The organism is Aneurinibacillus thermoaerophilus (assembly GCF_019603355.1).
Lineage (GTDB): Bacteria > Bacillota > Bacilli > Aneurinibacillales > Aneurinibacillaceae > Aneurinibacillus > Aneurinibacillus thermoaerophilus.
Genome location: NZ_CP080764.1, coordinates 255001 through 268824, shown reverse-complemented (window position 1 = coordinate 268824; position 13824 = coordinate 255001). Strand labels below are relative to the sequence as shown.

Annotated in this window: 10 protein-coding genes, 13 tRNA genes and 2 pseudogenes; 3 read left to right on the top strand and 22 right to left on the bottom strand. The window is 43.7% G+C overall.

Annotated elements, in window-relative coordinates; all coding sequences use genetic code 11:
* Positions 1 to 26 precede the first annotated feature (26 nt).
* Positions 27 to 1058 carry a sensor histidine kinase gene (locus K3F53_RS01495; protein ID WP_057900103.1) on the bottom strand — a complete coding sequence of 344 codons (1032 nt, stop codon included), beginning with the start codon at positions 1056 to 1058 and terminating at the stop codon, positions 27 to 29.
* Positions 1048 to 1761, bottom strand: a complete 714-nt coding sequence (locus tag K3F53_RS01490) for a response regulator transcription factor (protein ID WP_057900104.1) — start codon at positions 1759 to 1761, stop codon at positions 1048 to 1050. Before K3F53_RS01490 ends, K3F53_RS01495 begins: the two co-directional genes overlap by 11 nt.
* A gap of 141 nt (positions 1762 to 1902) precedes the next feature.
* On the opposite strand from K3F53_RS01490, the pseudogene K3F53_RS20000 reads away from it, so the two are divergent.
* The 3 genes and pseudogenes from K3F53_RS20000 to K3F53_RS01480 form a co-directional block, all read left to right on the top strand.
* Positions 1903 to 2184 (top strand): annotated as a pseudogene (locus K3F53_RS20000) (transposase); the annotation flags it as partial.
* A gap of 96 nt (positions 2185 to 2280) precedes the next feature.
* Positions 2281 to 2457, top strand: a pseudogene (locus K3F53_RS19995) (ATP-binding protein); the annotation flags it as partial.
* Between the two features lie 412 nt (positions 2458 to 2869).
* Positions 2870 to 3529: a DUF6518 family protein gene (locus K3F53_RS01480; RefSeq protein ID WP_220559273.1), complete on the top strand. Its 660-nt coding sequence runs from the start codon at positions 2870 to 2872 to the stop codon at positions 3527 to 3529.
* A 417-nt stretch (positions 3530 to 3946) separates the two neighbouring features.
* On the opposite strand, the gene glmS is transcribed toward K3F53_RS01480, so the two are convergent.
* The 20 genes from glmS to K3F53_RS01380 all read right to left on the bottom strand — a co-directional run bounded on the left by glmS (position 3947) and on the right by K3F53_RS01380 (position 13767).
* Positions 3947 to 5749, bottom strand: coding sequence for a glutamine--fructose-6-phosphate transaminase (isomerizing) (glmS, locus tag K3F53_RS01475; RefSeq protein WP_057900107.1), 1803 nt, complete (start codon positions 5747 to 5749; stop codon positions 3947 to 3949).
* 523 nt (positions 5750 to 6272) lie between these two features.
* On the bottom strand, positions 6273 to 7622 hold the full coding sequence (gene glmM / locus K3F53_RS01470) for a phosphoglucosamine mutase (RefSeq protein WP_057900108.1): 1350 nt from the start codon (positions 7620 to 7622) through the stop codon (positions 6273 to 6275).
* Positions 7623 to 7639: 17 nt separating this feature from the next.
* Positions 7640 to 8959 carry a CdaR family protein gene (locus tag K3F53_RS01465; RefSeq protein ID WP_220559272.1) on the bottom strand — a complete coding sequence of 440 codons (1320 nt, stop codon included), beginning with the start codon at positions 8957 to 8959 and terminating at the stop codon, positions 7640 to 7642.
* Complete coding sequence (cdaA, locus tag K3F53_RS01460; protein WP_057900110.1) at positions 8949 to 9767, bottom strand: diadenylate cyclase CdaA; 819 nt, start codon at positions 9765 to 9767, stop codon at positions 8949 to 8951. The genes K3F53_RS01465 and cdaA overlap by 11 nt, the downstream gene beginning before the upstream one ends.
* Positions 9768 to 9890: 123 nt before the next feature.
* Complete coding sequence (locus tag K3F53_RS01455) at positions 9891 to 10508, bottom strand: zf-HC2 domain-containing protein (protein WP_057900111.1); 618 nt, start codon at positions 10506 to 10508, stop codon at positions 9891 to 9893.
* A gap of 23 nt (positions 10509 to 10531) precedes the next feature.
* On the bottom strand, positions 10532 to 11095 hold the full coding sequence (sigW, locus tag K3F53_RS01450) for an RNA polymerase sigma factor SigW (RefSeq protein WP_057900450.1): 564 nt from the start codon (positions 11093 to 11095) through the stop codon (positions 10532 to 10534).
* Positions 11096 to 11307: 212 nt separating this feature from the next.
* Positions 11308 to 12207, bottom strand: a complete 900-nt coding sequence (rocF, locus tag K3F53_RS01445; protein WP_057900451.1) for an arginase — start codon at positions 12205 to 12207, stop codon at positions 11308 to 11310.
* Positions 12208 to 12571: 364 nt separating this feature from the next.
* A tRNA-Gly gene (locus K3F53_RS01440) sits at positions 12572 to 12645 on the bottom strand.
* Positions 12646 to 12679: 34 nt separating this feature from the next.
* Positions 12680 to 12756 (bottom strand) — tRNA-Pro (locus tag K3F53_RS01435).
* A gap of 7 nt (positions 12757 to 12763) precedes the next feature.
* Positions 12764 to 12840, bottom strand: a tRNA-Arg gene (locus K3F53_RS01430).
* A gap of 52 nt (positions 12841 to 12892) precedes the next feature.
* A tRNA-Gly gene (locus K3F53_RS01425) sits at positions 12893 to 12968 on the bottom strand.
* Between the two features lie 13 nt (positions 12969 to 12981).
* Positions 12982 to 13064 (bottom strand) — tRNA-Leu (locus K3F53_RS01420).
* Positions 13065 to 13071: 7 nt separating this feature from the next.
* Positions 13072 to 13147, bottom strand: a tRNA-Lys gene (locus K3F53_RS01415).
* 5 nt (positions 13148 to 13152) lie between these two features.
* Positions 13153 to 13227: transfer RNA gene (locus tag K3F53_RS01410), tRNA-Gln, on the bottom strand.
* A 7-nt stretch (positions 13228 to 13234) separates the two neighbouring features.
* Positions 13235 to 13311: transfer RNA gene (locus K3F53_RS01405), tRNA-Asp, on the bottom strand.
* A gap of 46 nt (positions 13312 to 13357) precedes the next feature.
* Positions 13358 to 13433, bottom strand: a tRNA-Met gene (locus K3F53_RS01400).
* A 12-nt stretch (positions 13434 to 13445) separates the two neighbouring features.
* Positions 13446 to 13521 (bottom strand) — tRNA-Val (locus K3F53_RS01395).
* Positions 13522 to 13524: 3 nt separating this feature from the next.
* A tRNA-Glu gene (locus tag K3F53_RS01390) sits at positions 13525 to 13601 on the bottom strand.
* A 9-nt stretch (positions 13602 to 13610) separates the two neighbouring features.
* Positions 13611 to 13683, bottom strand: a tRNA-Thr gene (locus K3F53_RS01385).
* A gap of 8 nt (positions 13684 to 13691) precedes the next feature.
* Positions 13692 to 13767 (bottom strand) — tRNA-Asn (locus K3F53_RS01380).
* Positions 13768 to 13824 lie beyond the last annotated feature (57 nt).

Here is a 13824-nt window from a genome sequence, read left to right as displayed (position 1 = left end):
CTTCTTATCTGTTTCTTAACTATTTCTTAAAATCCGTTCGAGTGCTTATGTTTTGGTACTGAAAAACCAAACGTAGTTTTTTCCCACGGACTACTCTCTACCCATATTGTTCCACCGTTTTTCTCTACAAGCGCTTTTGCAATAGAAAGGCCTAGGCCACTCCCCCCATGAAAAGAACTTCTGGCTTGATCACCTCGATACATTCTTTCAAACACGAATTCAAGATCCTTTTTTGGAATACCAGGTCCCTGATCCCAAATAAGCAAATGATATTCGTCCGTTTTTTCTATAAGCTCTACCCCTAAGATGTTTCCATCTCTCCCATATTCCAATGCGTTCTTGATTAAATTCCGAATGATGCGGATAAGACTCAAACGATCCGCCATGACAAAACATTTTTTTTCAGGGATATTTAAATGTAGCTGTACATGATCATTCTTCAATTTAGGCAAAAACTCAATTAATGTTTCTCTGACAAATTCTGATAGATCCAGGGATTCTACTTTCAATGGGATCTCATCAGCATCAAGCTTTGCCATGACAAAAATTTCATCTATCAATTGCTTTAAATTATTGGATTTCTTAGAGAGAATTTCAAGATATTCACGTTTTTCATCCTCTGAAGCCGCTATATTATCTCGAAGGGCATCAATGTATCCAATAATAGATGCAAGGGGGGTTCGAATATCATGGGATATACTTGAAAGAAGACGTCTTCTGGCTGTATGGAATTTAATTGCTTCAATCTGATTTTTTTCTAATTGTTCAAGTAATTCATTAATTAAAAAAATGACTTCATTCAATAGATGATCGTCCTTAGCTAGTAATCTTGTCTTTAAGTTCCCGTTCATGGCTCGTCTTAACTCCTCAACGATGTGCTTTAACCTTTTACGAGAATGAAGTATCTTTATTAAAAGAATGAACGTCACAGAAAATAAGAAAATAAATAAAGCCCCATTTAACAGGCCTACCAAACTTTCCTTAATATCTATCAAGAAAAGCCCGGTAATCACTATGAATTGAAGGATAATAAGGAAAATATATTTGTCATGATTCATCTTTTTCACCCATAAACTTATACCCTATACCCCAAATCGTTTGAATAAATTGAGGATTAGAGGGATCTTTTTCTATTTTCTTTCTAAGTTTTCTAATGTGTACCATGACTGTATTGTCATCTTCTATATAATTGCTATTCCAAACATGGCGAAACAGTTGTGTTTTTGTAAATACTTGTTCAGGATGGGAAGCAAAAAACTTCAGGAGTTCAAATTCCTTAGCCGTTAATGATATTTCTTCACCGTCTACCGTAACGGTGCATTTTTTCAGATCAATCGTTAAGCCTTTAAATCTTAAAAGAGATTCTTCATGAGAACTGTCATTACTGCCTAATACCAAAAACCTTCTCATAAGAGCCTTGATTCTCGCAACCACTTCATTGATGCTAAAAGGCTTAGTGATATAATCATCTGCTCCTATACTTAAACCTAAAATTTTATCTACCTCGTGATCCTTTGCAGTGAGCATAAGTATAGGCACATTCGTTTTATTTCTAAGTCTTCTGCATACCTCTATACCATCAACTTTCGGCATCATTAGATCTAAGATGATTAAATTGTATGTATTCGTCTCAAATAAAGAAAGGGCCTCCTTTCCATTTGCTGCCACATCTACTTCATACCATTCTCTTTCTAGATATATTTTCAATAAATCTCTAATTTCTTTGTCATCATCAGCTATGAGTACTCGAATATCTTCCATATTTTCACCTATTTCTTATTTTATTAAATTGAGGGTGTTGCAAAACGTATAATCTCTAAATAATGGGCAATAAAAAACCTACCTGTTTGGAAAGAATGGTAAGTACTCAAAAACCCATGAACCAAAGAGGTAGATACTCCCATGATGCCCAATTTTTCTATGGAGCATGCAATGTTTGCAATCAAAGACCCTGTTTTACAACATGCGTTAACGTTTTTAGATTGTCCTAATATTCCTGAGACCACGTATGTAACAGGAAGACCTGCCGTCCCAAGAACATCCATGTTGAAATGTTTCATTATCAAGACGGATTTCGGGATTGCTTCCTTACAGAAGCTTGTTAGGTTCCTTAGTAGTTATCCCTATTGGTGCTGGATAGTTGGACTTCCCTATGTTCCTCATCTTTCAACGTTTTCACGTGCAGCCACCTGGTGGAGAACCGAAGTTTTTTTTCTTCATACAGCTTTTCTCAAAGGTTTGCCTGTTAATACAAAACTAGAGTCCTTTACGTTAGAAGAGCAAACCTCTTTGATCGTTACGTCCAATAAAGGACCGAAGGACTGGGGAGAGCTACTTTACGATCCAGCCATCGCCACCGTTATTTTAGACCGACTCGTCCATAAAGGCGAAGTCATTCATTTACATGGAGAAAGTTATCGTATTAAACATCGGCCAACCATATTTGGTAACAACTAAGTGTTCAAAGTTATTTAGCAAAAAGTGTTCAAACGTACTTGACGGCCACACAAAAAAAGTACTATTTCATATGGGCAATGTTTCGCTTTTTTTATAAATCAAAACCTCATCCATATGAAAAAAAGCACTCTTTATTGGCTTATGTGCTTGCTTGTAAAAATAACTTTATTATAGTGAACAAGTTCCTGCTTAGCAAGTATTGCTCAAATTATTGGCGTGATATAATGAGGAGTATCTATGATTATCCTCCCAAGAAAAGGAAAAATATTTTTTAATTAGGCTATTGTTAATTATCAATGTTTATATTCGATTAACACAAACCATATATTCCAGATAAAAAACATTCGAAAGAATTCTTTATGATTTTCAATAAGGATTGTTTATATTATCGAGGAGTAGGAGGTCAGTGAATTTGTCGATAATAGAACTTTTGAGCAAAATAAGGGGAGAACAAACGGCTTCAATAACAATGCAACAAAAAACTTTACAAGTACTGTTATCCTTTTCTTTCGGAGTGCTTCTTGGTTTTATATCAAAATATAGTGATACAATCCCTTCAAATGGGTTATTAGGATATATTCTTGGTATTATAAGTGACATAACCACCAGATTAGGTATATGGGTTCTCCTGGCTACAATTATTGCTGTATGGAGCAATAATCCAAGAATTGGTGCCATAAAAGTTTTTGCATTTTTTGTCGGAATGTTGTTAATGTATTATATATATTCAATGTGGTTATTTGGTTTTTTCCCTACCTATTACTTTATCCATTGGGGTGTAATTGCGTTAGCATCACCAATAGCAGCCTATATCGTATGGTTTAGCAGAGGAAACGGATGGATTGCAGCGTTTTGTGCCGCAATGCCTATTGGTTTACTTGTTTCAACAGGCTATCCGTTTTTTTATACGTTTGCAATAACTCATGGATTTGAAATTCTGTTTTCTGTCATTCTGTTTATTATATTGCCAACAAATCAAAAACAAAGGTTGCGAATTTTTACATCGACGTTATTCATCATGTTTATAATTAGAAATTCAAATATCTTATCATACCTATTTGGTGGTCTATAAATATAATTTTGATATTATATACATCTTGTCTGATCTCTTACCATATACAGCCGATACGCTTTAAAACACGTTCAGGATAAGAGTGCATAAATAGAAAAAACTTTTGTACTGCTTGTTCAATCTCCGATTGATTTTTATGAAATACAATAGTTAAGACATCAACTCAGATTTATATGATTTTCTCTTCATATTTTCTAAAGACTTTTACAACACTAAAAACAAAATCTTTGGGTGGTTCCGTACGAGGGAAAGAGGGAAAGCGAATTGTTGATTGTTCCATAGTAATCCCCATTCCAAATTTAGCTTGAAAATAAAAAACCGCACGCCAGGAGTTTTTTCCATTATACTCCTGTGACGTGCGATTTTTAAACAACTATTTTTTCACTCTACAACAATTCGTATATACTTTTCAAGCTATTATTCCACCGTAACCGACTTGGCCAGATTACGTGGTTTATCCACGTCGCAGCCGCGGTGCAGTGCCGCATAGTACGAGATCAACTGCAGCGGAATCACCGACACAAGCGGTGTCAAAAGCTCATGTACGGCTGGAATGACGAAGCGGTCGCCCACCTCTTCCATCCCCTGCATGCTGATGATGCACGGATTTGCGCCGCGTGCCACAACTTCTTTCACGTTACCACGGATATTCAAATCCAGGCGCTTCTGCGTTGATAGTGCAATTACCGGTGTATCATTCTCAATCAGCGCAATCGGGCCGTGCTTCAGTTCGCCAGCAGCAAAGCCTTCCGCTTGAATATAAGAAATCTCTTTCAGCTTCAACGCACCTTCCAGACATACGTAGAAGTCTAAACCACGCCCGATAAAGAATGCGTTGCGATGTATGCTCAAGAACTCATCCGCTACTCTTTTCATCTCTTCCTTACTATCACACAGTGTCTCCATCGCATTCGCCACAATACCCAGCTCTTTCAGCAAATCGAAATCGGGCCTTAACCCTTTGGCAATGGCTGTATCCACCGCAAGAATCGCAAGTACAGCCAGTTGCGCGGTATATGCTTTCGTCGAGGCTACCGCGATTTCCGGTCCCGCATACAGCGGCAACGTATAGTCTGCTTCACGTGACAGCGTGGAACCCGGCACGTTCGTAATTGTCAGCGCCTTATGTCCTAGCTTTTTCACTTGCACTAGCACGGCGCGACTATCCGCCGTCTCACCGCTTTGGGAAATGAAAATAAACAACGGCTTCTGGCTCAAAAGTGGCATATTATATGAAAATTCACTGGCAATATGCACTTCAACCGGAATGCCAGCCAGCTTCTCAATGAATTGTTTGCCCACCAATCCTGCATGATAGCTCGTGCCGCAGGCTATAATATAAATGCGGTCAGCATCCTGCATTGCCTGACGAATGGATGCATCCAGCTTCAAGTTTCCGTTTTCATCCTGATATTGCTGGATAATATTGCGAATAACAAACGGCTGCTCATCAATTTCTTTCAGCATGTAGTGCGGATACGTACCTTTCTCAATATCGCTGACATCGATTTCCACCACGAATGGCTCACGGGAAACTACATTGCCGTCCAGATCCTTGATCGTTAAGCTATCTTTCATTACGACAACAATTTCTTCGTCCATCAATTCAACGAATGTGTCTGTTACCTGTAGCATTGCCATTGCATCGCTGGCCACCACATTGCAGCCGTCCCCAAGGCCAACGAGCAGCGGGCTTTTGTTTTTCGCCACATAAATAACATCCGGATTCTCTTCATCCAACAGAGCAATGGCATACGAACCTTTCAAGTTTTTCAATGTTTTGCGGAAAGCTTCCTCAACGGACAAACCTTCCTCCACGAATTTCTCCACCAACTGCACGATAACTTCCGTGTCCGTGTCGCTGATGAATGAATGACTGGATAAGAAATCACGCTTAAGGTGTTCATAGTTCTCAATTACACCGTTGTGCACAAGCGTAAAGCGGGAAGAACTACTTTGGTGCGGGTGCGCATTTACACGATTTGGCACGCCATGCGTCGCCCAGCGAGTGTGTCCAATACCAACTGTTCCATGCGTATTATAATCGACAATATCGCGCAGCGCGGCGATGCGTCCCTTTTCCTTAAAGATGCGTACCCCTTCTCCGTTTACTACGGCAATTCCCGCGGAATCATATCCTCTATATTCGAGTTTCTCCAAACCCTGAAGCAAGATTTCTTTCGTATCCTGTGTTCCGATATATCCTACAATTCCACACATAACTTATTTACGTTCCCCTTTCAAGACAGGGGCAACACGCTATCCTTATTCCTTGCTTTCAGACAGGGCGTGCCCCCGTCTGCCATTGTCTTTTGTATTATTTTAAAAATCCCCCTACACACATACCCGTATTCCATATAATTTGAACCAAAACGTAAATGAAGACGGGTAAGAGACCGTGCTGTCCTATTGTGCGTCAGGTTTCCCAGACGTTTTGTCGGACAGCCCTACGGCAGCGGCCCGCTGCCGGGAGGCATCCGCCGAAAACTCGATAAACCTCCACCTCGTCAACCATTCCTTTTCACCCGTTCACGGAATGGTCCTGGCGCTTTTACGACATTATTATATTCATAATCCGTCTTTAAGGTTTCCTGCTCTTTCCACTCCTCCCCTCACAATACTATTGATACATTACCACAAAAAAATATTTTTTCACAATAGGGATTTTTCCCCCTGACCATTCTTGTATTTAAGTAAAAGGAAAAGATGCGGCGGGTGACCACCGCATCCTTTTTCCAAAAGTTTATACTAGTTCTTTCTCAATTACATCGGCGATTTTCTGAACGTACTCTTTCAGTTCATCTTCATCCGGCCCTTCCGCCATGACGCGTATGATCGGTTCTGTACCGGATGGACGGACAAGCACGCGGCCGTTAGAGCCAAGCTCCGCTTCCACCTCCTCAATCACAGCTTTGATGACAGCGTTGCCGTTTAGCTTCGTCTTATCGGCTACGCGGACATTTACAAGAATTTGCGGATATTGTGTCATTGTTTCTGCCGCAAGTTCAGACAACGGTTTTTGCGCTTCCACTACCACGTCAAGCAGCTGTAGTGCGGTCAAAAGTCCATCTCCGGTCGTATTGTAATCTAGAAAGATAATATGACCGGATTGCTCTCCGCCAATATTGTAACCGCCTTTCAGCATCTCCTCCATGACGTAGCGGTCACCTACCGCTGTCTGACGCGTTTGGATGCCAGCCGCCTCCAGCGCTTTGTAGAAACCAATATTGCTCATAACGGTGGAGACAACCGTATTATTCTTGAGCTTGCCACGGCGCTTCCACGCAATACCGCAGATTGCCATAATAAAGTCACCGTCTACAATACTGCCCTTTTCATCTACGGCAATCAAGCGATCCGCATCCCCATCAAACGCAAGGCCGAGTGCCGCACCGTGCTCAACCACCGCTTTTTGCAGCGCTTCCGGATGCGTCGAGCCGCAGTTGTCATTAATGTTAAGCCCGTCAGGATTGCATGCGAGCGTGACTACATCTGCTTCCATATCCGCAAACAACTGCGCAGCTAGGGCGGAGGCAGCTCCATTCGCGCAATCCACGACAATTTTCAGCCCGCCAAAACGGTTCTGCACCGTCGTTTTCAAGTATTGCAGATATTTTTGGGCACCTTCTTTATAATTCAGCACCGTACCAATATCTCCGCCAATCGGACGTGGTAGCTCATCTTTTTCCGCATCCAGCAGCTTTTCAATCTCCGCTTCTTTTTCGTCCAGCAGTTTAAAGCCGTCACCGCCAAAAAACTTAATACCGTTATCCTCTACCGGATTGTGGGAAGCAGAAATCATAATGCCTGCGTCCGCTTCCAACGCTCTGGTCAGATATGCCACACCTGGTGTGGAAATAACACCAAGCCGAATAACTTCTGCGCCGATCGATTGCAGACCGGCGATAAGGGCGCGCTCTAGCATCGGACCAGAAATGCGCGTATCACGTCCGACAACCACTTTTGGTTTCACATTTTTGCTGTCACGAATTACTACATACCCACCGCAGCGCCCTAGCTTATACGCTAATTCTGGCGTTAGTTCCGTGTTGGCTACTCCTCTCACTCCGTCAGTTCCAAAGTATTTACCCATGCTTTTTACCTCTCCTCTCATGAGTTAACATGCTGATCTCCAGCCTGTTCCTTTATTAAAATCGTTACTTGCAAGCTTCCGGGGTTCGTTACTTTGACATCAGGCGGAAGATTAGCAATGCGCACCGTCATCGTGTGCTCCCCCGGTGTATTATCGCTAATGTCAACGGAAGCGGTCAATTTGCTTCTGTCAAATTTCTCCATCGACTCTTTTGTTCCCTGTAGTTCCAATCGAATGCGGCCGGATGAAGGCTTTACAAATTCGAATGTCTTATCGGAAGCAAGACCTTGGACACGAATCGGGAGTTCTACGGATTCATGGACATTGATAGGTTGCTCCGGCTGTCCAACCGGAGAATCGGGCTCCTTCGACCCTATGACCTCCTCTTCCGCCTTCGAGATATTTACAGTCACTTCTGCTGTTTTAATATCTGTCTTTTCAATTTTATCAAGCAACGGAACGTTTACCTGTATTTTCTTTGTTGCGGTCCATCCGCTCACGTCTACTTCAGGAAGCGTGTAAGAAGACATAGTGTCAAGCACGCTTTGTGAACCATAGATAGTAATTTGCGGCGGAGTAACCGTCACAGAATCAATTTTGTAGCCGTTCGCCGGAACTCCTTTGGTCTGAACCCGCAAAGGTACCATTTTGGAAGGCAACGCAACGAGCGGCACGTACACTTCCGCGGACGAAGGAGACACTCTGGCTACATCAAGCGGTTGCCCTTTTCTATCCAGTACACGCAAGGGCACTTTGGTATCTATCGGGCCTTCCGCTTCTTCAACACTGACAACCGCCTGGACAAACGCTACATCTTTCACCCTGCTTTCCGGCACAGCCACGATTACTGTTTGCGGCTTGATGACCGGCTCGCCCGCCTTTGTGTATCCTCTGGCTTTGCCCATCAGGTGCACCTGAACATTCTTCTGGATTTTCTTAATCTCTTCAATGTTTACAGATACTTGACTCGGCTGGATGGTAATATCCAATCCGTGAGGCAACCCCTCATACTGAACGGGCACTTCGTAACGGCCACTTTCGTATCCCCGCAAATCAATAAAGACTTCGAAATTGTCAGGCGAAAGCAAGGAAGACATGGCCAGTAAGTCTTTGCTTCCTCTTATCTCCACATGTACGGTAGACGGAGCGTCCACAAGAAATTTTTTTTCGTCATATCGAATCTTTAACTCTTTATTCAGTTGTGTAGACGCTTGTGCCTGTCCCACACCTGTGCTATACGAAGCAGGTTCGTTATTGACCACAGCCCAAAGCATAATCGCCACCAGAAAAGATATGACTTTCACAACAGTGTTGTTACTTAGCCATCTATCCATCATTTTTCACCTTCCGTTGCCAAAGCGGCGAAGCAGCTCGCGACTGCGGCATCAGTTTTTCCCGAAGGAGTTTGGCTAGCATTTCTTCCGTATAATTGCGTGTAATTTCACCATTTATCGCAATTGAGACTTGGCCTGTTTCTTCGGAGACAACGATCGCAATTGCGTCCGACACTTCGCTCAACCCGATAGCCGCTCTGTGTCGCGTCCCTAATTCTTTCGAAATGGTGGGGTTCTCGGACAGCGGTAAATAGCATCCTGCTGCCATGACCATATCCTTCCGCATAATTACCGCGCCGTCATGTAGCGGCGTATTCGGAATAAAAATGTTAATTAAAAGCTCAGAACTGCATCTGGCCGTAAGTCCAATACCTGTTTCGACATAATCGGACAAGCCTGTTTCGCGTTCGATAACAATCAAAGCTCCAATCCTGCGCTTTGCCATATAAAATACAGCTTTGACCACGGCCTCCACGACATCAAGCACAATCTTCTCATCTGGTGCTGAACTTCGAGCAAACAGCCGCCCCCGCCCAATTTGCTCAAGTGCGCGCCTAAGCTCGGGCTGAAAAATGACCAGAATCGCAAATACGCCATAGGATAAAGCCTTATCCATTAGCCATTGCAACGTACGAAGTTGCAAAAAAGAACTGGCGACCATAGCAATGACGATTACCATAATTCCCTTAAATAGTTGGAGAGCACGTGTACCGCGCAGCAGCAAAATCAATTTATAAATAATGTACGTGACGATTAAGATATCAACGGCATTAATAATGTAGCCAAGAAAATTTTCGGTAAAATCGGCCATTCACTTTCCTCCTTCAAGCGGGAGGTACTACTTTCCCGGCACTCTTCTTTTCCTAGTATATATTGTTTCTTTTACCCATGCAAAAAAGACACGGTTTTGCCGTGCCCTTCTTCCGTCTCTATTTTAACTTTTCATCAACAAATTGAAAACCTTTTTTATATTGTACCAAACCCATTCAACCGCTTGATGGATTTCCTGTACCTCGCCGGTAATATGGGAGGTTGATGCCATATACACTTCTCCGTCTATGGCGACTACATTGCCTTTTACATCTCCGTCAACCTTTATGTTTCCATTACGGACAACAATATCCCCTTCTACCACTTTGCCAGCCGGAACAATGACCATATGCTTTTCTTCATCAACCTTAATGTTTTGGAATTGTGGGGCCGAAAATTCAAACCGCTCCTGCCCTTCCGTCCAGAGCGACATCATGCTTCCCGCCATCAGCATGATAAACAGCGACGCAGCCACAAGCAACGGATGCCGCTTAATGTGCTCAAACCAGCTGGTTTTGCGTTTCTCTTTAGGTAGCGCAGCCATCACTCGCTCGGTAAACCCTTCCGGAGCTTTCATATGAGACAACCCCTGCACAAAGGCAATGGTACGTTCCAGTTCATGAAAGTGTCTCTTACAGTTCTGGCATTCGGAAAGATGAACGCGAAGCTGCATTTCTTCTTCTTTCGTCGTCTCCTCATCGAGGTAGCAATGCATGAGACGTACGATTTCGTTACAATGCATAAACAATCTCTCCTTCCTTTTTGTTACATGAACCGAAGTTTTTTACGCAGCGCTTCCCTGCCCCGATGGATTCTTGTTTTGATGGTGGAGACAGGGAGTTGAACCACTTCGCTAATTTCTTGCAGACTTAAATTTTCTATATAGCGTAGCAACATTACCACACGGTATTTAGGACTAAGGCCCATAATAGCTCCCTGCACTTCCTCCTGTAGTTCGTCGGTCAGCACCTCTTCTTCCGGCCCTTTGCTGGTATCGGCAAGCCGATCGTGCCAATCCACTCCGTCTGCTCCTGTAATTTCTGCATCAATGGAGAGATTTTTTTTACGTTTTCTGATGACGTCAATGCTTAAGTTTGAAGCGATACGGTATATCCAGGTTGAAAATTTGTATTTAGGATCGTAGCTATCAAGATTGGCATATACACGCAAAAACGTTTCTTGGGCGACGTCTTCCGCCTCCTGTCGATTCCCAAGCATACGATAGGATACGTGGTATATTTTATCTTTATATAAATCGACCAGTTCCGCGAAAGCATCCCGATCTCCATTTTTGGCACGCTGGATAATCCGTTGCTCAGTAATGTCCAATTTTCTCCACATCCTAAAATCAGTTTCCCGTAATCTATATACGTCTTCCTGCGCCACAGGTTTCAAAAAATAAGAAAATCTCACGTGCATTGCCGTCCACTCTTTTTCCTCAAAAAAGCCAGGTCGCTTTGTGTCACTTTCTTATCCGATAAAAAAGACGAGAACGCGGATAGCCGCATTCTCGCTTTTTGTTACACATCTCTATGCTTATATTATAATAATTTTTCTCCAAATACGGAACCCATTAGTGCTACAGCTACCCGCGCCGTTTGGTTCATTTGGTCAAGAATAGGATTTACTTCTACGAATTCGGCGCTAGTCAGCACATTCGCTTCCGCCAGAATTTCCATTGCCAAATGGCTTTCACGGTAGCTGATGCCCCCGATAACTGGGGTTCCGACACCTGGGCAATCGTGCGGATCCAGTCCGTCCAAATCTAGGCTCAAGTGAACGCCGTCCGTGCCGTTTGTCACAATTTTTAGCGCTTCTTCCATTACACGAGCCATACCCATCCTGTCGATTTCATGCATGGTAAATACTTTAACACCAAGCTTCTGGATAAATTCTTTCTCGCCTGGATCAAGCGCGCGCGCACCAATAAGTACTGTTTTTTCCGGATCAAGATTCGCGTCCGCTCCGCCGATAGATGTCAAAGATTCATGTCCGTAACCTAGGCTAACCGCAAGCGACATGCCATGAATATTACCGGAAGGCGAAGTTTCCGCTGTATTCATATCACCGTGCGCATCATACCAAATTACACCGGTTTTCGGACGGTGCTGCAATACACCAGCAATCGTACCGATAGCAATGCTGTGGTCACCGCCGATAACAAGCGGAAAATGGCCTTTTTTCATTTCACCTGAAACCGCATCGCACAATTCCCGGTTAACACGCGCAATTTCATCAAGATATTTCAGGTTTGTACCCGCAGTTGTATTTTGCTTTGGACGGCGCACTACAATATCCCCTTCATCATGCACCGTGTAGCCGATTTTTTCAAGGCGTTCCACCACCCCGGCATAGCGAATGGCACTCGGTCCCATATCTACACCGCGGCGATCGGCCCCCAAATCCATAGGAACGCCAATAATCGAAATATTAGAATTCATCGTAGGATTCATAGATGTAAGCCCTTCCTTTCCATGTGTCTGCACTTATTGTACACTGTAAAAGAAAGATGACTCAACTCGACAAGATTTTGAATGGTTATACATATTAAAGACGGAAAATATAGATGATTCCTATTTTCTATGTTTGAATTCCACCAATGATTAACCCACTTAGTTTTATAATATAATTAGAGTTCCATTTTTCTGACTTTTATGCTCAGACAAGTACAATAATAAAGTAATACCATTACAGAAAACGCGCTGTTTTCTTGGAAAATGTTTAAGAAAACAGCGCGTTTTGACATACAAATAACGATCATAAATAAAAAAAGACCCTTCTCTAGAGTCTTATGCTTTCAATGTATGGAGCGGGTGATGGGAATCGAACCCACGTATTCAGCTTGGAAGGCTGATGTTCTACCATTGAACTACACCCGCAAAAAACAATTCAATCGCTTTTCATAGAGAAACGTGGTCGGGAAGACAGGATTTGAACCTGCGACCCCCTGGTCCCAAACCAGGTGCTCTACCAAGCTGAGCCACTTCCCGAAATAAATGGCGTGCCCGGAGAGACTCGAACTCCCAACCTTCTGATTCGTAGTCAGACACTCTATCCGGTTGAGCTACGGGCACATTACTAAAATAAAGAAGCCTGAAAATACAACCAAGTAAAAATAAATACAGATGGAGCGGACAACGAGACTCGAACTCGCGACCCCAACCTTGGCAAGGTTGTGCTCTACCAACTGAGCTATGTCCGCATTTTGATTAAATTGGTGCGGGTGGAGGGACTTGAACCCCCACGCCGAAGCGCTAGATCCTAAGTCTAGTGCGTCTGCCAATTCCGCCACACCCGCATGAAAGTGGTGAGCCATACTGGACTCGAACCAGTGACACCCTGATTAAAAGTCAGGTGCTCTACCAACTGAGCTAATGGCTCATCAATGGCTGGGGTACCTGGATTCGAACCAGGGAATGACGGAGTCAAAGTCCGTTGCCTTACCGCTTGGCGATACCCCAATATTTATGGCGGAGCCGACGGGACTCGAACCCGCGACCTCCGGAGTGACAGTCCAGCGTGAACTCCAACTTCACCACGGCTCCGCATAACAGGAATGAATATTATGTTTGCATAAATGCTTTTATTTGTTGGTTGCGGGGGCAGGACTTGAACCTGCGACCTTCGGGTTATGAGCCCGACGAGCTACCAACTGCTCCACCCCGCGACAATACTTTAGTGGTGGAGGGTGACGGGATCGAACCGCCGACCCTCTGCTTGTAAGGCAGATGCTCTCCCAGCTGAGCTAACCCTCCAGATGGTGACCCGTAGGGGATTCGAACCCCTGAATGCCAGCGTGAAAGGCTGGTGAGTTAAGCCACTTCTCCAACGGGCCAGACACCAATGCTCCCGACAGGGATCGAACCTGCGACCTCATCCTTACCATGGATGCGCTCTGCCAACTGAGCTACAGGAGCTTTATAAATGGCTCCGCAGGCCGGACTCGAACCAGCGACCGATCGGTTAACAGCCGATTGCTCTACCGACTGAGCTACTGCGGAACAATAAGTAAAGAAAGCTTTTTTGTCAAAGTGCTTGGTCACACCTTGAAAACTGAA